The organism is Pseudanabaena sp. UWO311 (assembly GCF_006937785.1).
In the GTDB taxonomy this organism is placed as follows: domain Bacteria; phylum Cyanobacteriota; class Cyanobacteriia; order Pseudanabaenales; family Pseudanabaenaceae; genus Pseudanabaena.
In genome coordinates this window covers 38,553-58,003 of record NZ_SJEE01000029.1, presented here as the reverse complement: position 1 = coordinate 58,003, position 19,451 = coordinate 38,553, and the positions used below count along the sequence as shown (strand labels likewise).

At 42.6% G+C, this 19,451-nt stretch carries 19 protein-coding genes; 7 read left to right on the top strand and 12 right to left on the bottom strand.

The window, feature by feature from the left end; genetic code table 11:
- The first annotated feature begins 25 nt into the window (after nt 1–25).
- Nucleotides 26–925 carry an alpha/beta fold hydrolase gene (locus PseudUWO311_RS18625; RefSeq protein WP_142656730.1) on the top strand — a complete coding sequence of 300 codons (900 nt, stop codon included), beginning with the start codon at nt 26–28 and terminating at the stop codon, nt 923–925.
- 4 nt (nt 926–929) lie between these two features.
- A complete protein-coding gene (locus PseudUWO311_RS18620) occupies nt 930–1,529 on the top strand; it encodes a molybdenum cofactor guanylyltransferase (protein WP_142656729.1) in 600 nt (199 codons plus the stop codon).
- A 28-nt stretch (nt 1,530–1,557) separates the two neighbouring features.
- Here the strand turns inward: PseudUWO311_RS18620 and PseudUWO311_RS18615 are convergent, their stop codons facing one another.
- The 3 genes from PseudUWO311_RS18615 to PseudUWO311_RS18605 all read right to left on the bottom strand — a co-directional run bounded on the left by PseudUWO311_RS18615 (nt 1,558) and on the right by PseudUWO311_RS18605 (nt 4,562).
- Complete coding sequence (locus PseudUWO311_RS18615) at nt 1,558–3,192, bottom strand: alpha-D-glucose phosphate-specific phosphoglucomutase (protein ID WP_142656728.1); 1,635 nt, start codon at nt 3,190–3,192, stop codon at nt 1,558–1,560.
- A 196-nt stretch (nt 3,193–3,388) separates the two neighbouring features.
- Nucleotides 3,389–3,883: an anti-sigma factor family protein gene (locus PseudUWO311_RS18610; protein WP_142656727.1), complete on the bottom strand. Its 495-nt coding sequence runs from the start codon at nt 3,881–3,883 to the stop codon at nt 3,389–3,391.
- A 19-nt stretch (nt 3,884–3,902) separates the two neighbouring features.
- Nucleotides 3,903–4,562, bottom strand: a complete 660-nt coding sequence (locus tag PseudUWO311_RS18605) for a sigma-70 family RNA polymerase sigma factor (RefSeq protein ID WP_142656726.1) — start codon at nt 4,560–4,562, stop codon at nt 3,903–3,905.
- A 374-nt stretch (nt 4,563–4,936) separates the two neighbouring features.
- On the opposite strand from PseudUWO311_RS18605, the gene PseudUWO311_RS24140 reads away from it, so the two are divergent.
- A complete protein-coding gene (locus PseudUWO311_RS24140; RefSeq protein WP_190303563.1) occupies nt 4,937–5,098 on the top strand; it encodes a hypothetical protein in 162 nt (53 codons plus the stop codon).
- 57 nt (nt 5,099–5,155) lie between these two features.
- Complete coding sequence (locus PseudUWO311_RS18600; RefSeq protein ID WP_142656725.1) at nt 5,156–5,599, top strand: RrF2 family transcriptional regulator; 444 nt, start codon at nt 5,156–5,158, stop codon at nt 5,597–5,599.
- Between the two features lie 23 nt (nt 5,600–5,622).
- Here PseudUWO311_RS18600 and ribH read toward each other — a convergent pair whose 3' ends face one another.
- The 3 genes from ribH to PseudUWO311_RS18585 all read right to left on the bottom strand — a co-directional run bounded on the left by ribH (nt 5,623) and on the right by PseudUWO311_RS18585 (nt 8,001).
- Complete coding sequence (gene ribH / locus PseudUWO311_RS18595; protein ID WP_142656724.1) at nt 5,623–6,111, bottom strand: 6,7-dimethyl-8-ribityllumazine synthase; 489 nt, start codon at nt 6,109–6,111, stop codon at nt 5,623–5,625.
- Between the two features lie 209 nt (nt 6,112–6,320).
- Entirely contained in the window at nt 6,321–6,509 is a 189-nt protein-coding gene (gene psbZ / locus PseudUWO311_RS18590) for a photosystem II reaction center protein PsbZ (RefSeq protein WP_072143510.1), read from the bottom strand.
- A gap of 145 nt (nt 6,510–6,654) precedes the next feature.
- Complete coding sequence (locus PseudUWO311_RS18585) at nt 6,655–8,001, bottom strand: histidine phosphatase family protein (protein ID WP_142656723.1); 1,347 nt, start codon at nt 7,999–8,001, stop codon at nt 6,655–6,657.
- Between the two features lie 789 nt (nt 8,002–8,790).
- On the opposite strand from PseudUWO311_RS18585, the gene PseudUWO311_RS18580 reads away from it, so the two are divergent.
- Nucleotides 8,791–11,061 carry an Rne/Rng family ribonuclease gene (locus tag PseudUWO311_RS18580; RefSeq protein WP_142656722.1) on the top strand — a complete coding sequence of 757 codons (2,271 nt, stop codon included), beginning with the start codon at nt 8,791–8,793 and terminating at the stop codon, nt 11,059–11,061.
- A 32-nt stretch (nt 11,062–11,093) separates the two neighbouring features.
- Here PseudUWO311_RS18580 and PseudUWO311_RS18575 read toward each other — a convergent pair whose 3' ends face one another.
- Nucleotides 11,094–12,833: a serine/threonine-protein kinase gene (locus PseudUWO311_RS18575; RefSeq protein WP_142656721.1), complete on the bottom strand. Its 1,740-nt coding sequence runs from the start codon at nt 12,831–12,833 to the stop codon at nt 11,094–11,096.
- A gap of 385 nt (nt 12,834–13,218) precedes the next feature.
- On the opposite strand from PseudUWO311_RS18575, the gene petC reads away from it, so the two are divergent.
- Entirely contained in the window at nt 13,219–13,758 is a 540-nt protein-coding gene (gene petC, locus PseudUWO311_RS18570; protein WP_142656720.1) for a cytochrome b6-f complex iron-sulfur subunit, read from the top strand.
- A gap of 86 nt (nt 13,759–13,844) precedes the next feature.
- Nucleotides 13,845–14,828, top strand: coding sequence for an apocytochrome f (locus PseudUWO311_RS18565; RefSeq protein ID WP_142656719.1), 984 nt, complete (start codon nt 13,845–13,847; stop codon nt 14,826–14,828).
- 65 nt (nt 14,829–14,893) lie between these two features.
- Here the strand turns inward: PseudUWO311_RS18565 and PseudUWO311_RS18560 are convergent, their stop codons facing one another.
- The 5 genes from PseudUWO311_RS18560 to PseudUWO311_RS18540 all read right to left on the bottom strand — a co-directional run bounded on the left by PseudUWO311_RS18560 (nt 14,894) and on the right by PseudUWO311_RS18540 (nt 19,216).
- Entirely contained in the window at nt 14,894–15,469 is a 576-nt protein-coding gene (locus PseudUWO311_RS18560; protein WP_142656718.1) for a Uma2 family endonuclease, read from the bottom strand.
- Nucleotides 15,470–15,547: 78 nt separating this feature from the next.
- A complete protein-coding gene (frr, locus tag PseudUWO311_RS18555; RefSeq protein ID WP_181016087.1) occupies nt 15,548–16,096 on the bottom strand; it encodes a ribosome recycling factor in 549 nt (182 codons plus the stop codon).
- Nucleotides 16,083–16,865 (bottom strand): UMP kinase, encoded by a 783-nt coding sequence (pyrH, locus tag PseudUWO311_RS18550; RefSeq protein WP_142656717.1) that lies wholly within the window; start codon nt 16,863–16,865, stop codon nt 16,083–16,085. Before pyrH ends, frr begins: the two co-directional genes overlap by 14 nt.
- Nucleotides 16,866–16,988: 123 nt before the next feature.
- A complete protein-coding gene (locus PseudUWO311_RS18545) occupies nt 16,989–17,885 on the bottom strand; it encodes a pentapeptide repeat-containing protein (RefSeq protein ID WP_142656716.1) in 897 nt (298 codons plus the stop codon).
- A 128-nt stretch (nt 17,886–18,013) separates the two neighbouring features.
- Complete coding sequence (locus PseudUWO311_RS18540) at nt 18,014–19,216, bottom strand: pentapeptide repeat-containing protein (RefSeq protein WP_142656715.1); 1,203 nt, start codon at nt 19,214–19,216, stop codon at nt 18,014–18,016.
- Between the last annotated feature and the right edge of the window lie 235 nt (nt 19,217–19,451).

The following is a 19,451-nucleotide window of genomic DNA, read 5'->3' as shown; positions in this document are numbered from 1 at the left end:
AGAGCTATTTATTTATAGAGAAGCAATGTCGAACTTACCGCCTGAAGTTACCCAACTGAGATCGCAACTCACAGAAGCAACCTCGATCGCTCTTGTTGATAATATTCAATTTTGTCTTGTCTCAACGTCTTTCACTAGTGAAGTGATTTTGACGAGCTATGTCTGCGATGGTCAATCTAAAAGTAATCAAGATACACCGATTTTGCTACTGCATGGGTTTGATAGCTCTCTATTAGAGTTTCGACGACTGCTCCCTACACTGGCGACTTCGCATCAAACTTTTGCTATGGATTTATTTGGCTTCGGGTTAACCGAACGTCTGGCTGATAGCCAAGTTAGTCCTGAAGCGATCAAAGAGCATCTTTACTATTTCTGGAAAACAGCGATCGCTAAACCAATTATTTTAGTTGGAGCATCAATGGGTGGTGCAGCCGCAATTGATTTCGCACTAACATATCCTGATGTGGTGAAAAAATTGATTCTCATTGGCAGTGCAGGAATGCGAAAAGGAACTGCTGCTGGTAAATTTCTTGTGCCACCATTAGATCGTATGGCAACTGATTTTTTGCGAAGCCCCAAAGTCCGCCGTGAAGTTAGCCTTAAAGCTTATGCTGATTCTAGATTTGTCACACCCGATGCCGAGGTTTGTGCCTCACTCCATTTAGCTATGCCTCGGTGGAGTGATTCCCTGATTGCATTTACTAAAAGCGGTGGCTATGGTTCCTTTGCCAAGCAATTAGCATATTTGCAACAGGAAACTTTAATTCTCTGGGGCGATCGCGATCGCATTCTTGGCACAAAAGATGCAGCTAAGTTCCAATCAATTATCCCAAATAATAAGCTCGTTTGGATTGACAATAGCGGACACGTTCCTCATTTGGAACGCCCCGAAATCACAGCGCAAGAGATTCTCAAGTTTCTCTAACGCCATGAAAATTATCGCGATCGCGCTTTCAGGTGGGAAAAGCTCAAGGATGGGAAGGGATAAAGCTTTATTAGAAATTAATGGTGAAACTCTATTATTAAGAACCTGTCAAACTGCTTTAGGAGTGGCTGATTCAGTGTATGTAGTAGCGCGAAGTCAGGAACAATATCAAGAAGCGATCGCCCAAAATTTACTGCATTCTAATCTAGTTTTAGATCAGCAATTTGATGGAGCATTAGTTGGCTTTTGGCAAGGAATTCAAGAGATCGCAAGTCCTGTTGATTGGCTCTTATTGCTTGCCTGTGATTTACCAAATCTGCAAGGTGATATTCTCCAGATTTGGGCTAGTCAGTTAGTGAATTTACCTGAAACTGCGATCGCCTATTTACCACGTTATGTAGATGATAATTCTCAAAAGCAATGGGAACCTCTTTGCGGTTTCTATCGTTGGCAATGTCAAGATTCTCTGAGAGAATTTATCAATATTGGTGGACGTTCATTCCAAAAATGGTTAAGTAATCAAGAAGTTATTGAGATAGAAAATGTACCTTTTGCGATGCTATTTAATTGCAATACTCCAGATGATTTTCACTCGATAAAATAAAGGCGCACCCTTAGGGTGCGCCTTTATTTTATGTAATCACAGTAGGGCGATCGCGTCCTGTTAGAGTCTTGATCTGCGCGATTTGGTCGGCAATCTCAATTAGCTCCTTCAGCGCTTCCTGAGTGTCGAGAGAATGCTTCGCAATATTTGGCTCATAGCTTTCCACATAGAGTCGCAGAGTTGCACCTTCTGTTCCAGTGCCAGACAGACGGAATACTATGCGCGAGTCATCAGTAAAGCCGATCCGCACACCTTGCTTGCTGCTAATGCTGCCATCCACAGGATCGGTGTAGCTAAAGTCATCGCAGAAGGCAACTTCATAATTGCCAAACTTCTGGCTCGGTAAATCGGCAAATTTATTGCGGAGATTGTCGATCAGGGTATTGGCGCGATCGCTATCTACACCCTCGTAATCATGGCGAGAGTAGAAATTACGTCCGTAAAGTTGCCAATGCTCCTTAACGATCGCTTCAACAGATTGTTGTCGAGCCGCTAAAACATTGAGCCAGAAAAGTACTGCCCACAGTCCATCCTTTTCGCGGACATGATTGGAACCTGTACCAAAGCTCTCTTCACCGCAGAGAGTAGCCTTACCTGCATCGAGCAAATTACCAAAGAACTTCCAGCCTGTAGGGGTTTCGTAGCATTCAATGCCTAAACGTGCCGCTACGCGATCGGGAGCTTGGCTGGTGGGCATGGAACGGGCAATACCAGCCAGTCCACCTTTATAAGCGGGAACTAGATGAGCATTAGCCGCGAGGATGGCTAAGCTGTCGCTAGGGGTGACAAAAAATTTGCAGCCTAAAATCATGTTGCGATCGCCATCGCCATCAGAAGCAGCACCAAAGTCAGGAGCATTTTCACCATAGAGAACATCGACTAAATCGTGGGCGTAAACAAGATTCGGATCTGGATGCCCACCACCGAAGTCTTCAAGAGGTACACAACATTGCAAAGCACTAGCGGTTGCGCCAAGGTGATTAACCAGAATTTCTTGAGCATAGGGGCCAGTTACCGCGTGCATTCCATCAAAGCACATCCGAAAGTTTGGGGATGCTAACAATAATTTGATGCGAGCGAAATCAAATAACTCGCCCATTAGCTTTGCATAGTCAGCAACAGAGTCGATCACTGCGATCGTGGTATTGCCCAATTGAGATTCACCAATCTGGTCAAGATCAAGATCATCAGCTTCCAGAATCTTATATTCAGTGATGCTCTTAGTGATGTTGTAGATCGCATCAGTAATTTTCTCAGGTGCGGGGCCACCGTTGCCAGTGTTGTATTTAATGCCAAAGTCGCCATCTTTGCCTGCGGGATTATGGCTTGCCGAGAGGATAATGCCACCAAAGGCGTTGTATTTACGAATAATGCAAGAGGCGGCAGGTGTCGATAAGATCCCTCCACGTCCAACGAGGATTTTACCAAAGCCGTTGGCTGCTGCCATTTTCAGAATTACTTGGATCGCGTGGCGATTATAGTAACGTCCGTCGCCACCGACGACAAGAGTTTGTCCTTGAAATCCTTCGAGGCTGTCAAATATTGATTGAACGAAATTTTCGAGATAGTTAGGCGTTTGAAAAACGGTAACTTTTTTTCTGAGTCCAGAAGTACCGGGCTTCTGATCAGAAAAAGGGACTGTAGGAACGACTTTGATGCTCATTAAAATTGCTAGCTAAAAATGCTCTGAGTAAATGCTCTAAATACTGAAATGCCCATACCTTTAGGCTTGCTTTCATTTTACGAGTCATTGGTCAGTCAAGCAAAAAAGAGGCTACACAAATAAGTCGCCTCACAATAATAAAACCCAACAAAAAGGTTACGGCGGACTATGCCCGTCGTAACCTTTTTGTTGGGTTTTATTTAGAACTCATCGACTTGGGTAAAGGAACCAATGGCTCTTCCATAGCAATTAAGATTGGTTCTGGTTTTACTTGGGTAGGAGCAGGAGACTTGATGCTGTTTGACACTGGGCTAAATTGAGGACCAGAGTTAAATGTGAACATCGAGCCGAATACTCCAACTACAGCGGCAACGGATATACCAATACCTGCCAATTTCCATTTACGACGCTGCGATCGCTTGTCAATCTCGGCAAAGACACGATTAATCATCACATCTGTCTCTGTTTTGACCGATGAATGCGCAGCCACAGGCACTGGAAGATCAATTAGCGATTGGCGCAGTTTTAATTGTTGTTGATAGAGGCGACGGAAATCAACATCATCGGACAACCACTGTTCGACAAGTTGCTCTTCAGCTTCAGTTACTTCGCCATCTATATACGCACTGAGTAACTCAAAGCGCTCCTCTGGAATAATCATAGAACTATTAAAAATTTGGTTAGCACTCATAACTTAAATACACCCCTCGTTACATATTTGACAAATAGGGTTGTAGTTGCGCTTGTAGTTTCAATCTTGCTCTAGCTATACGTGATTTTACTGTACCAAGCGATACACCTGTTAATTCAGAAATCTCTTCATAGGACAAACCTTGGATTTCCCTTAACACAATGGTTTCACGGAAGCTAGAAGGTAAATCTTGAATAGCCTTACGAAGTTGTTCATAAAACTCTTGCGTAGACATATTGTCTATTGGACTAGGGGCAGCGCTAGGCAAATCCCAAGTCATTTCATCACCATCACCAGACATAAATGGTGCGTCGAGGGAAACTGATCTGCCAACGCGCTTCCGCTTACGCAACTCGTCATAAAACAAGTTGGTAGCAATTCTACTCAGCCAACCACGAAACTTTTCAGGTTCTTGCAAGCGCTTGATATTACGATATACGCGCAACCAGACTTCTTGAGCAAGATCAGCACGATCTTGCCAGTCAGGAGCAAGTTTATACAAAACTTGATCGACATAGGATTGATTACGTCGCATGAGTTCTGCAAACGCAGACCTGCTGGTTTGCGATTCAGTTTGGCACAGTTGTACCAATTCAACGATGGGGAGCTTATCAACGGACACGGAGTTGGAGGGCGCGTACCCTCCGATGCTGGTTGACCAAGATAGGCTATAACTCATCAATTACTCGCTCCTACTGGACTTGAATCTGCACATGACTTAAAAGCCTGTGTCTTTATGTTCAAGGTTTAGGACGGAGAATAGAAAAGTTTGTTCCTATCAAAATAGAGCTTTAATTGATACATAGCACTTTGCAGATTTGCTAAACCTACAGATTTCCTGAGAAAGTCCTGTCATGCAGAACTTTCTCAGGGAATCTGTCATTAATCAATGCAAATCAATGCAAATCAATGCAAATTATTGTAAGTTTTACCTAAATCAGGTTTTACTTAAATATCAATGATTAAAGATATTTCAAGAGGGATAATAGCAGTTAGTTAGGATGTTTTTTCTAATTCATCGATTTACTTAAATTTTTCATTTAGACTTAACTTATGCAGCGATCGCAATGGATATCAGTTTTTACAGGCGTTGTCGCCGTGATTTTGGGTGTTGGCTATTTGATTTTGGTACAAGTACTAGATTGGCGCGGCGGTGAAATGTTGCCTGCTCCTGTCGATTTGTCTTCGATTATTCAAGAATTTTTGCAAACTTAAAAAAGCCAGAAAAGATCAGAACGTGCTGCGAAGTAGTATGTTCTGATAAGCAAGCCGATGAAACTAACCAGAAAAGGTCATTACAGTGTGAAGGCGATGCTCGATCTGGTGGTTTGGGCAAAACGTAAACCTGTATCAGTTCGTGAAATTAGCGATCGCCAATCGATTCCTGCCCCATATTTAGAAAAAATTTTAATGGCACTGCGCCAAGCGGATTTAGTTGAGTCAGTTCGTGGGGTGCAAGGTGGATATAAGCTAAAGCGATCGCCTAAAGACATCTCTCTAGGCGAAATTTTGTCGGCAGTGGGCGAAGATACTTATCCCTTGCCCAGACTAAAGCCACAGGAAAAACTTGCCTCTGATTGGGTAACATTTGCGCTTTGGCAAAGACTTGATCGGAAGTTTAAGGATGCTCTTTATAGTATTTGTTTAGAGGACTTATATTACGATGCCCGCAGTTGGCAAGCATCCCAAGGACAAAGTGCAGGATTTATAGTTTAAATAAGAGAGCAAAGCTCGCTTATTTAAACAGATTTCGAGCGAATTTGGCGCATTAGGTTAGCCATTTCGATCGCACCCATGCCAAACTCCCAACCCTTATTACCTTTAATGCCAGCGCGTTCTAGAGCTTGCTGCATTGTGTCTGTTGTCAACACCCCAAAAATAATCGGTACACCAGTCTGAAAAGAAGTTGCGGCTACACCTTTAGAAACCTCATTAGCCACATAGTCAAAATGTGGAGTGTCCCCACGAATGACTGCACCTAGGCAAATGATTGCGTCATAACGTCCCGAAGTTGCTAATTCTTTTGCGACCATCGATATTTCTAGGCTCCCTGGCACCCAGGCATAATCAACTTGGCTACCAGTCTCCGAAATATCAACACCATGGCGCAGTAATGAATCTTGACATCCTTGAAGAAGCTTACCGACGATCAGGTCATTAAACCGAGCTACCACGATCGCAAAGCGCAAACTATCTGTGTTAGTAAAACTACCTTCAAAAACGGTCATAGAATTAATTTATAGGGATTTTTAAGTGATTAATCAAGGAGAAAACTTCCAAAAGCCCTGCTGATTAAGATTTTTGGAAGTTTTTTATGGGTTTTAAGTAGCTAAGCAAAATTAAATATAAAACCCCAAAATCTGCACCGCCCGCGCAGCGGGAGGTGCAGATTTTGGCTCTGTTTTTTTAATTATGTTGAGGGACTTATTAGCTATATCTAAGCTACAAAAGCGTTCAAAATGCCGATGACAATTACGAATGCTAGCCAAATTAGAGAGCCAAGAAATAAAAGTGGCTTTGTTTGGTTCCAAGAGCTAGGGGATGCGTAAGCTACAGGTACACCAATCACCAAAACGAAGGAAAACAAGACAAAAGCTGCCAATAAAAGTTGGAATAGAATAGTCACTTTATTTAAACTCCGAATACTAAAACAAGATACTAAGAAAAATCCTTTACACCAAATTAGCAGAAAATGCGTCTCTCTTCAGTTTGAGGTAAATGAAACCAGCAATTCCCATCATGAAAATCGGTTTCATTCGCCTCAATTGTATTTAAAGAGCGCCTGCGGCGGTGCGATCGAGCACACCCTCAGATAGATGAGTGGTAATATTCCCAGACTGCAAAACTGGAGAGCCCTGTGCTCCTTGAGGATAATCGATTACGCTTACTCCACCATTTCCTTGCTTAAAGACCCAAAATTGCTCAGGTGTAAAGTCAAATAATAGACAGAGAATCGCTTTGTTTACAGCATCATGGGCGACAACTAGGGCAGTTTCACCAGCAGGGACTGAATCAACAATTTTTTGCCAAATGATCGCCACCCGATCCCAAACTTGCTGTAAATTTTCGCCCTCAGGCATTTGCACAGTTTCAGGCTTGGCTTGCCAGAGAGCTAACTGCCCAGCAAACTCAGCTTCGATTTCATGCTCAAATTTGCCTTCCCATAAGCCATGAGAAATTTCTTTGAGTTCATCAAAAAGCTCAAGCTTGATCTGGGGATGCTTGTTTAAAATTTCTAAAGCAGTATCTTTAGGTCGCAACATGGGGCTGCTAAAGGCTTTATCGATTTTAACTTTTGCTAGAAATTCACTGGCGCGTCTAGCTTGAGCATGACCATTATTATTAAGTGGCACATCGATTTGTCCTTGAAAACGTTTTTGGCGATTCCACTCAGTTTCACCATGACGGACTAGCAATAAACGTGGCCCGTTGTGATTTTTCTTGACAGGAGGTAGTGGTGAGCCTGAAATATCCTCAAGATGACTTGCAAGATTCAGGGACTCAAGTTGCACGCCGTCATCAATACTTTCACCTTGAAAATTAAGGATGCTAATAGCACAGTTGACTTGCTGAATATTGTGATAGAGGTCAACGGGTATACCGATCGCCGAACAAATTAAAGCGCGATTAATACCACTATGCCCCACAAGCAAAATCGTTTTACCTTGATGTTTAGGTAAAATTTCTGCCCATAGGGTCTTGGCTTGCTCAAACAAATCGAGGATTGGGTAGCGATCGCCTAACTGAAATTTCTCTGGCTCATTTTGCCAGAGATGATATTTTTCAGGAAACTGCGCTTTAACGTCACGAGAAATCATCGATTCCCACTCGCTAAGATCAATCTCCAATAGACCTTCAGTAGCAACTAACTCAGGTGGATTAAAATTTTCAGCCAAAATGAGTCTGGCAGTATGCTGAGCGCGGACTAAAGGACTCGCGTAGGCAGCATCGATACTTAGGTTTGCCAGAGCTTTTCCCGCGAGCTTAGCTTGCTGTTTGCCCTTGTCGGTCAATACAGACTGCAATTCTGGGCGATCATAATTCCCCCTTCCTTGGATTTTGCTTAGGATGTTGAAATTACTCTCACCGTGACGGACGATAACTACTCGCGTACTCAGAACCTTACCCTCATTTTCTTTATTTTTTAAAGTTGGAAATATAGCCCAGCTGTATTTCCGTCGTAACCACTTTAAAGTTGGTGATGCAGCTGCGCCGTATCCCCAACATAACTATCAATATTAAAACACTATTAAGAAATAGTTACGCTCAAAGCTGCGCTATAATACTACGATAGGCTTAAGCTGACTGCTAGCTAAAACGCATCTAGCTGTTAGTTAAGCGATCAAGCTTACATACCATAATCATAAACTTGAATTATCAAGTACGCTGTTTTACCTACAGGCTGAATGCTGTGGGCAAATGGTGTAAGCACCTTTTAGATAGTCTAATAAACGCCAGTCTAAGAAATAACTTAATTCTTTTAACGAAATCCCACCAATTTTCCATACAAAGCAATATGTCTTGTTATCGTGATGTCAGAGCAGGCACAACAGCTGATTACTAGCTTCGGTACATAGCTAAGTAATCGGTTGACGATAGAGACAGGTTGCAATCGAAATTTTTTCTTGTTTTCGTTATTGGTATTTTCTGTTGTGAAACCCCTATTTAGATTTTTTTAGTCTATTTAAGTAAGTAAGCACAATTAAATATAAAAGCCCAAAACCTGTGCCACCTGCGCAGTGGGCGACATAGGTTTTGAATCCGAATTTTAATTAAGTCAACTTACTTATATAAAGGGTTTGAAAGATATTTTTTTTAATATTTTTTATATGAAGTTTAGAAAAAATTTTTTTCAGGTAGGTTCTTAGGCTGGCTCTCTTGAATCGAAGAAATTCTGAGGAAATTGAATGCCAAAGCAAATAATTATTGCCGAGCAGTATCGAATTGCTGCTGTATTTAGCGAAGATCAAATTGAAGAAATTGTTGTTGCCGCAGGAACTCACCAAGTTGGGGATGTTTACTTGGGCGTTGTCGAAAATGTTTTAACCAGTATTGATGCGGCGTTTGTAAATATTGGTGACGGCGATCGCAATGGCTTCATTCACATTACTGACCTCGGTCCCTTAAAAATGAGGCGATCGTCTGGCTCGATCAGCGATCTAGTCGTACCGCAACAGCGAGTGCTGGTGCAGGTAATGAAAGAGCCAACAGGCAACAAAGGTCCCCGCTTAACGGGAAATATTTCCTTGCCAGGTCGTTATGTGGTGCTGCTGCCCTTTGGTCGTGGCGTAAACCTATCTCGACGCATTCGTAGTGAGGCTGAGCGTAATCGTCTACGCGCCCTTGCCATTTTGGTTAAGCCTGCGGGTATGGGCGTTTTGGTACGGACTGAGGCAGATGGGATGCCTGAGGAGCAGATTATTGAAGATCTCGATAATTTACAGCGCCAGTGGGAAGGTATCCAGCAAGATGTCGCCACTACACGCCAGCCAACATTGCTCGATCGCGAACGAGATTTTGTCCAACGGGTTTTACGAGACCTGTATAGCACTGAAGTTAATCGGATCGTTACCGATACTAGTGATGGTCTACGCCGCATTAAACAACATTTGCTGGGCTGGGGTGACGGCAAAATTCCTAGCGGTTTGATGTTGGATCACCATCGTGAACGCACACCAATTTTAGAATACTTTCGGGTTAATGCTGGCATTCGTGAGGCGCTCAAGCCTAGAGTCGATCTGCCCAGTGGCGGCTACATTATTATTGAGCCAACTGAAGCCTTAACCGTAATTGATGTTAACTCTGGCTCATTTACCAAGTCCCAAACCTCCCGCGAAACGGTGCTTTGGACAAACTGTGAAGCTGCTGTAGAGATTGCTCGTCAAGTGCGCTTACGAAATATTGCTGGCGTAATTGTGGTGGACTTCATTGATATGGACACTCGCCGCGATCAATTACAGCTCCTTGAGCATTTTAATAAATCTTTAAAATCGGACAAATCTCGTCCTCAAATTGCGCAGCTTACGGAGTTGGGGCTAGTGGAGCTGACACGTAAGCGTCAAGGTCAAAGCATCTATGAATTGTTTGGTCGTCCTTGCTCTACCTGTGGGGGCTTAGGACATTTAATGCATTTACCTGGGGAAGCAGCAGGACAACCTGTTGATGCGACATCACGGACTTGGGAATCGAAGCAATCTAATCAGCTTGATTTTACCTCTGAGTATGAAGATGGGGATTCTGATTTGGGTGGTGGGCTGGAACCTAATTTGGTAAACCATCCGAGCTATCAAGAGCGTGGGAATTTGCGTAGACGCGGTAAACGGGCGATGCTTAACAAAGATTCACGCGAGTCTCGTGAGCCAGAAAAAGTAGCTCCTGTTGTAGATGTGCGATCGCGCTTTGAGCCGCGCATTGAACCATTAATTGAGCCACGTTTTGAGCCCCGCGTTGAACGTGAAATTGTCGTTGATCGATCTGTTCCAGCGAAATTGTCTTTGCCCAATATTGCTAGCAACATTCCTGCAACTAAAGCGATCGCAGAACCAAGCGAAGAATTGGTTGAAGTAACTGATGCTACACCTGTAGTTATTGCTGAAAATTTACCTGAGCGTCCTAATAAGCGCGAAATTCGCACCAAAGTCATTGAGCCACCAGAGTTAATTGTGGTGGAGATGACCGAAGAAGAGCAAGATGTCTATTCCCTAATTGGCGTTTCTCCCTTGGTATTGCTTGATCGCGAAGTTAAAGATCCGCGCAATGTAATTGTGACAGTTGCTTTGCCAGGTCAAGCTCCTAAGATTGCTAATAATATGGGCAACCTACGATCTAGTGCAGAATCAAATAATGAATCAAGCTCAGAATCAAGATTTGATTCAACCGCTGAAACAAATAATTCGGCAGATCGAGAAGATGACTTTGAGGAAAGATTTGCAGAATCAGAAATTACCGAGTTACCATCTGAAGTGTTAAACAGCAGTCCAGTCAGTGTCCCTGTAAAGACTAATGGCACTTCTAACGGAGTAATTTTGAGGGTGAATAGGGCGCAATCCGTTGATTCAGCGGATACGGATGAAAATTCTGATCTAAGGGGTGAGCCGTCAGAAGCCTCCAAGGAATTTGTGCCAATTCAATCTCCTGAAGCTTCACGACGTAAGCGATCCTCCGCTTCACAAATCTAAAAAAGGCGGCGCATAGCGCCGCCTTTTTTGTTTTAAAAGACAAGATTAACTTCTAGCTTTTTAAGATTGATCGCATAAAGCTTATAACCAGATATTTCTGAAGTGGCGATCGCTAATAAATTAATATCAACTGGCGCGATCGCTGTCACTTCACCATCAATAATCAAATTATTGATATTGTTACCGCGCAAATCTAACAAGATCAAAATTGTCTGCTGCTCATTGTAATTAGCTGTAATCGCATATCCCCAAGGCGTTGCCACCATAAGTATGGCTTCGTATTCTAAGGGAATCCGTATAAGTCGATAAGGGGTGAGATCAAGCAAAAAGATATTTTTATGATTGCCAGCTTCTAGCAGAAGTACACGATTCTGAGTAAATGTCGCAATCCCAGAATTGATTGCGATAGGCAGAGGCAATCGGTACATTACATTACAGCGACGAGAAATGACGATCACCCGACTTTCATTAGTTTCTGATTTATTAGCGATCGCCAATAAATGATGTTGATCAAAGGCAATTATGCAGCTTAAGTCCCTAGTTGCGAACTCCAAGCGCATGGCTCGGTTATAGACTAAATTTCGGATTTCTAATTGTTTCCCCGTAGATACGGCAAACCAGTCACCATGGGGAGAAATTGCCCATTTAAATGGTTGGACTGAATGATGTAAAGATTTTGGCTTTCCCTGACCAAATTGATAGATGGATCGGTTAGTGATCGCAAATAAAGTCTTACGGGCAAAAGCGATCGCCTCAATCTCATATTCAGATTTAGCAATTTGTTCTGACTGATCAAGGCTCAACCTATGCCAATGCAAAAGAAAACTAGAAGTACTATAAAAACGAGATTTTTCCGCGCCAACTAGCCCAATAATTTTTGCATCTGTTTTTTTCTGCGCGAAATGTTCAGACTTATTAGAGAAGAGGATAGTCGCACAACTTTCGACATCGCCCCCCATTTTAATCTGGCTAAAATCTTCAGAACGAATTTCCTCAAGATCCTGCCGCATTTCTTTTGCCGAAGTATATCTGCGCTTTGGCAGTTTCTCGAGTGATTTTGTAATAATCTTGGCAAGCGATCGGGGCAAGCGATCGGGAATAGTAATCCGATGATTTAAATGAGCATTCATTAACTCGTTGGGCATTCCTGAAAAAGGGCGCTTACCAACAAAAAGCTCATACAAAATAATCCCAACCGCATAAATATCTGAACCTGCCGAAAACTGACCATAAAATCGTTCAGGAGCCATATATCCTGGGGAACCAGTATTATTGCTGTCAAGCCCTATTTCTTGGCTAAGACGAGCAATCCCAAAATCAGAAATTTTGGCAAGCCATCCCTTAGCTGTAATTTTTAGCAATATATTTTCAGGCTTGATATCGCAATGAATAATATTTTCCCCATGGGCATGTTCTAACCCCAGCAGAATCTCATTAATCAAATCAAAGCATTGCTGGACTGATAATGTCTTGCTATGGTTCATTAGATCTCTTAATGTCCCACCCTCACAGTAGTCCATCACCAAATAGCGATAATTTTGGTGATGCATAAGCGCAGTGCAAGTAACTATATTTTCATGCTGTAAAGTCAACAAAAATCGTAGTTCGCGTAAGAGCTTACTAGTGGGAAATCGCTTATGCTCTAGTTCCTTAAGTGCGACCAATTTTCCTGTATCTCGCATCCGCGCGCACAAGACCTTGCCAAATTGCCCCCTGCCAACTAAACCCAATATCCGATATTTAGAAAACTGCGACGTGAATTTTTCATTCATATGGGCATAATCAAGTCTCAGAAAATTTATAACTAGTTTTTGAGAAAGGTTACGCTAAGCGTAACCTTTCTCAACCCAAAACACTTAAACAGAAATGACGTTTTAGCAATTCTCATTATAAAAATCGTTTTTTTGAAAGCCCACCGATAGTGGGCTTTCAAAAAAACGATTTTGGTATTTCCAGCGCCTTTGGCTTTCAAAACACCAAAATCAGTTTTACAATTAGAATTACTTGCTGACGTTAAGCTTAACAATATTCGCTAAAATCACAGTGCTTAACATTTCGTTGCAAAACAACTAGAGAGATGTCCAAAGATTGTCGATATCATGGTAGGAAGCGATATATAAAACGTAATATTTCTCAGCAAAATCCTTAGTCAAATTTATGAGTCAAGCTTCTACATCCGCCGATGTCCCTAGCATGGGTCGTCGCCAATTTATGAACTTAATTTTGGGGGGCGCTGCGGCAGTAACCACCCTTGGTGCGGCTGTTCCTTTCTTAGCCTATTTTGTACCTCCTTCTCGTGGCGGTACGGGCGGTGGTGTTGCAGCTAAAGATGCGCTTGGTAATGATGTTGTTGCTTCGGCTTTCTTAGCTAGTCATCAAGCAGGCGATCGCGTACTTGCCCAAGGACTCAAAGGCGACCCCACTTATATTGTCGTTACCGACAACAAAGAAATTGCCTCTTACGGACTAAACGCAGTTTGTACTCACCTTGGTTGCGTTGTACCTTGGAATGTTGCCGAGAACAAATTTATGTGTCCTTGCCATGGATCTCAGTACAACGCTGAAGGTAAAGTTGTACGTGGTCCTGCGCCACTATCTCTCGCTCTTGCCCATGCCACAGTCTCCGATGATGTTGTGCAATTTAGCACTTGGACAGAAACTGACTTCCGCACCAACGAATCGCCTTGGTGGTCTTAAAATAAAGGGTTTAGGATAGACAGCGCTCCGCGCCGTCTATCCTAAACATATCCAAATTGGTCTTTGAAATACATTTGAACTTATACATGAAAAAAGCTTTGTTCCGTGCCAACCGTTTGATTGTGGGAGTCAGTCTGTGCATCCTCACAAGTTTAACTTTACTCTTTGGGCTGAATACTGAATCAGCTCAGGCTTATCCTTATTTTGCTCAAGAAGCATATAAAAATCCTCGTGAAGCCACTGGCCGTATCGTTTGTGCTAACTGTCACCTAGCCCAAAAAGGGATCGAGTTAGAACTACCTCAAGCTGTTCTTCCAGACACTGTGTTTGAAGCTGTTGTCAAACTCCCTTACGACCACACCAAACAACAAGTAAGCGCTGATGGCAGCAAAACAGGTTTAAATGTTGGCGCAGTTTTAGTATTACCTGAAGGCTTCAAGATTGCCCCTGAAGAGCGCTTGTCTGAGGAGCTTAAGGAAAAAGTCAAGGATACCTATTACCAACCCTACAGTGATACTCAAGAAAATATCGTCTTAGTTGGACCAGTATCTGGTGATGATTATTCGGAAATTGTTTTCCCAGTACTTGCTCCTGATCCTGCTAAAGATAAGAACATTCACTTCTTGAAATATTCTGTAAGCGCTGGTGGTAACCGTGGTCGTGGACAGGTTTATCCTACTGGTGAAAAGAGCAATAACAACGAATATAACTCTTCGGTTTCTGGTCTAGTTACTCAGATCAGCCCGATCGCACCAAATGAAGATGAAGATGTCTACGGTGGTTATGAAATTTCGATCCAAACTACTGATGGCAGCATTGCTGTTGAGAAGGTTCCTGCTGGTGCTGAACTAGTTGTGGAACCTGGTAGTGATGTTAGAGTTGGTTCTCCTCTAACCACAAATCCTAATGTTGGTGGGTTTGGTCAGCATGATGGCGAAATCGTCTTGCAAGATCCTCGCCGCATTCAGTGGTTGCTAGCATTCTTTGCTTCTGTTATCGTTACCCAAATTTTGTTGGTACTGAAGAAGAAGCAAGTCGAAAAAGTCCAAGCAGCAGAAATGAATTTCTAAAATCCCTAATTCAAAAACAAAAAAGAAGCACCCTTTGGGTGCTTCTTTTTTGTTTTTGAATATATTCACCAAATTTCCTCAAGATTCAAGATAAATTCAGGCAACACATCTTCACCTGAGAGAAAATCAGGGGATTTTAAAACTTCTACGGGTTTTCCAATCCGATAGATTTCTACTTCCCGATCTTGGCGATTAATCAGCCAGCCAAGCCTTGCGCCATTATCTTGATATTCCTGCATCTTTGCCTGAGTCACCTTGAGACTATCGCTAGGAGACATCAACTCAATCACAAAATCTGGACAAATCGGAGCAAATTTTGCGCGTTGTTCTGATGTTAATGATTCCCAACGTTCCTTTAAGATCCATGAGACATCGGGAGAGCGATCGCAGCCACTAGGAAGCTTAAAGCCACCTGAAGAATCAAAGACAATACCCAACTTGGTGCGACGATTCCAGAACACTAAATCGGCATTTAAATCTGAATTTCGTGAACTTGTTTCACTACCTGCTGGAGCCATTATTGTCATATCCCCTTGAGCATTGCGCTCAAATCTAAGGTCGCTATTTTGGCGGCAAAGCTGAAAAAACTGCTCATCGGTGAGATCAATTACAGAATCTAGGCTGATGGTTAAAGCGTTCATATTTACCTAGCAAATTTTGAGCTTACAATCTTATCTTATCTAAAAACAAAAAGCGGCGCATCGCGCCGCTTTTTGTTTTTAGATTGTGGAAATTTCTTTTTCTTTTTCGGCTGTAACCTTATCGATATTTTTAACGAACTTATCCGTTAACTTATCTACTTGTTCTTGTTGGCTTTTAGAATCATCTTCAGAAATTTCTTTTGCCTTTTCTAGCTTCCGCAATGAGTCGATCGCATCACGACGCACATTACGCACTGCGACCTTGCCTTCTTCAGCAAGTTTAGAAACCATTTTTACCAACTCCTTACGGCGATCGGTAGTCAATGGTGGAATATTTAGACGAATACTGCTGCCATCATTGTTTGGGGTTAGCCCAATATCCGACTCAGAGATTGCCTTCTCAATTGCTCGCATACTACTGCGATCGAAAGGCTGAATCATCAAGGTCGTAGCATCAGGCGAAGAAATATTTGCCAAAGCTTTGAGGTGTGTCTCTGCCCCATAATATTCCACCGTAATTCGATCCAATAGCGAAGCATTAGCACGCCCCGTTCGCACACTATTAAAATTGTGCTGGGTCGCTTCTACAGCTTTCTGCATTCGCGCCTCAACATCAGTTAATTTCACAAGAGCCTCCAACATAAGTACCGATCGATTCTCCCATGATGACGCGACGAATGTTACCTGTAACACCGAGATCGAACACAATAATTGGAATACCATTTTCTTTGCATAAAGCAAAGGCTGTTGCATCCATCACTCTTAAATCATTGATCAAAGCATGGTCAAAACTTACAGATTTAAAGCGTTTTGCGTCAGGATTTTTCTTCGGGTCACTATCGTAAATACCATCGACTTTTGTTGCTTTCAGGATCACCTCCGCATCAATTTCCGCTCCACGTAAAGCCGCTGTCGTATCAGTGGTGAAATAAGGGTTACCTGAGCCTGCGCCAAAAATAACCACCCGATTGTTTTCAAGGTGGCGAATGGCACGACGGCGGATATATGGTTCAGCGATCTCCTGCATGGCGATCGCTGACATCACTCTTGTCTGAATCGGTTCCTCCAGATGTTCAAATGCATCTTGCAAAGTCAGTGCATTCATTACAGTAGCGATCATGCCAATATAATCAGCTGTGGCACGATCCATACCTTTGTCAGCACCATTAATACCGCGAAAAATATTGCCGCCACCAACAACGATCGCTACCTCAGTCCCATCTTTAACAATTTCGGCTACTTGTAGGGCAATGTCTTGGACAACTTCAGGATCGATCCCAAAACTGCGATCGCCCATAAGAGCTTCGCCACTGAGTTTTAGTAAAATGCGTTTATATTTTGGGCTTGTTGATGCACTTTTTGATTCTTTTTCAATTTCTTTTGTAGTTACGTTCATGTTTCATTCCTAACTGATTATTTTCTAGTGCGATCGCTTTTTATGGTTTTCTCTCTCTAGACAAGACGTACCTACATACCATTACAGTTTCTACTGCAAATGGCTTAATTTTTACGAACCGTTCTACTCAGTTACATACTCTGGATTTCGATCTGCCTCTTGATCGACTGGTTGCAGAGAAGCATTGGAGAAATCTGTACAGTTTAAATTTGCACCATTTAGATTTGTCCTTAGTAAAAATGCACCTTTAAAATTCGCTTTATAGCAATTGGATTTACTAAGATTTGCTCCATCTAGATAGGCTCGACCTAGCTGTGCATCAACCAGAAATGCACCATTAAGATCGGCATCATTAAGGTTGGCATCATTAAGATTTGCCCCACTTAGATTTGCCCCACTTAGATCAGCTTTGACTAATAAGGCATCACTAAGATTGGCTGCATATAAATTTGCATGGGAAAGATCACATGCCAAAAAATTTGCATGGCTAAGATTAGCTTCACTAAAACTTGCACCACTTAGATTCGCACCTTCAAGATTAGCTCCATTTAGTTTTGCCCCATCAAAGTTTGCTCCTTTCAAAAATGCTTCTGCAAGATTCGCTCCCTCTAGGTTGGCTCCGACTAGAGACACACAACTTAAATTAGCTCCAGTCAAGTCAGAGTTAGCGAGACTCACCGCATTGAGATTTGCGCCAGTTAGGTCTGCATCTCTTAGATTCGCTCGTTCCAACCTAGCACCATGCAAATCAGCCTTAATCAGACTAGCACCATTTAGATCCGCATCACAGAGATTTGCGTCACTGAGACTAGCACGGTGTAGGATGGTCTTACTTAGCTTTGCACCATATAAATTCGCTTCATTTAGAGTGGTGGAGGATAGGTTCGCTTCACTCAAATTGGCATTAGCCAGATCGATCGCGGTCAAACCCATACCACTGAGATTTTCACGATTGAGATCGGTATCACTAAAATCTCGAAAGCCTTGATTATAGCGATCGACAAGTTCTCTAGCTTTCATTACTATTTCACACCATATTGTTACGTGGAACCCTCACCCCTAGCCAATCTCTCTGAGCGAGAGGGGAACCAGAGTCTTTCTCTTACCCTCTGGGAGAGGGTGCTAGGGGGCGAGAGTCTAAAAACTTTTTATTTGTCTGTAGGCAAAATTGCGCCTGTCATATTTGCGCCATCCAAATTTGTCCACAACATAAAAGCCCCTCTTAAGTTTGTCCACAACATAAAAGCTCCTTTCAAGTTTGCGCCTGTTAAGCTGGCTCTAGTGAGATTTGCCCGATTGAGATTTGCCCTATTTAAGCTGGCTCCATTTAATATCGCTTCATCGAGATTTGCACCAGTCAAATTAGCCTCATTTAAAATTGCATTATGTAAATTGGTGCGGATTAAGTAAGCCCCACGCAGATCAACATTACTTAAATCAGCTCCACTTAAATTCGCACCCATCAAATTTGCGCCACTCAAATTTGCGCCACTCAAATTTGCATTAGAAAGATTAACCCCATTGAGGTTTGCACCACTGAGATTAGATTTCATCAAAAATGCACCCGTCAAATTGGTCCAGCTCAAATCTGCTTCGGTCAGGTTGGCTTCGTTCAAATTTGCCCAGCTCAGGTCAGAACCAACTAAATTAGCTTTTTCTAAGTTTGCGCCCAATAAATTTGCCCAGCCCAAGTTAGCGCGACTAAGTGAACCACCACTCAAATTTGCCTCGACAAGATCGACGGCATTGAGATTTGCTGCATTTAGGATTGCGCCACAAAGATCAACTCCATGCAATTCCGCGCCTGTAAGATTAGCTTCTGTCAAATCAACATTCATCAAACAAGCTTGACTGAGATTAGCTCCACTGAGATTCGCCTTGATCATTAGTGCCCCAGTAAAGTCAGAATCACTGAGATCGGCTCCCAATAAGTTCGACTCAATAAAAAATGCGCCATTCAGCTTGGCTCGGCTGAGATTTGCGCCATTGAGACAGGCTCCTGTGAGGGTGGCAAGACTGAGATCGGTATTAATCAGAGATGCGCTAGTTAAATTTGCCGAATTGAGATTGGCGGCAACTAGATAAGCTTCATTGAGGCAGGCTCGTTGAAGGTCAGCACTAATTAAGAATGCTGATGTAAGATTTGCTTCAGTTAAATTTGCTTCGACTAGATTGGCTCGGCTGAGATCGGCTCGATGGAGAAATGCGCCATTGAGGTTTGCTTTGGAAAGCATAGAGTCTGCAAGTTTGGCGTTACTAAGATTAACGCGCTTTAGATCTGCTCCCTTGAGGTTGATTCCTTCTAGGCTTGATTTGGTAAGATTTGCTTTGGTAAAGTCAGTAAGATTCACGCCTGCCTCATTTTGATTCGTTGTACTCGTTACAGCTCAAGAAGATTTTTAGACATACCCTTTTAATTAAATTTAATTAAATTAATCAATTAATTCTGTGAGTGTTCTTCTGTTCTCCTTGATTTGGCTTGACAAGATGGCTGCGTCTCAACATTTTTAACGATCTAGATTTGCGAATAAAAGCTTCGCTAATCTAGATCTCTCCAAATTGTCTGTGACAAATTGAAAATCTCAA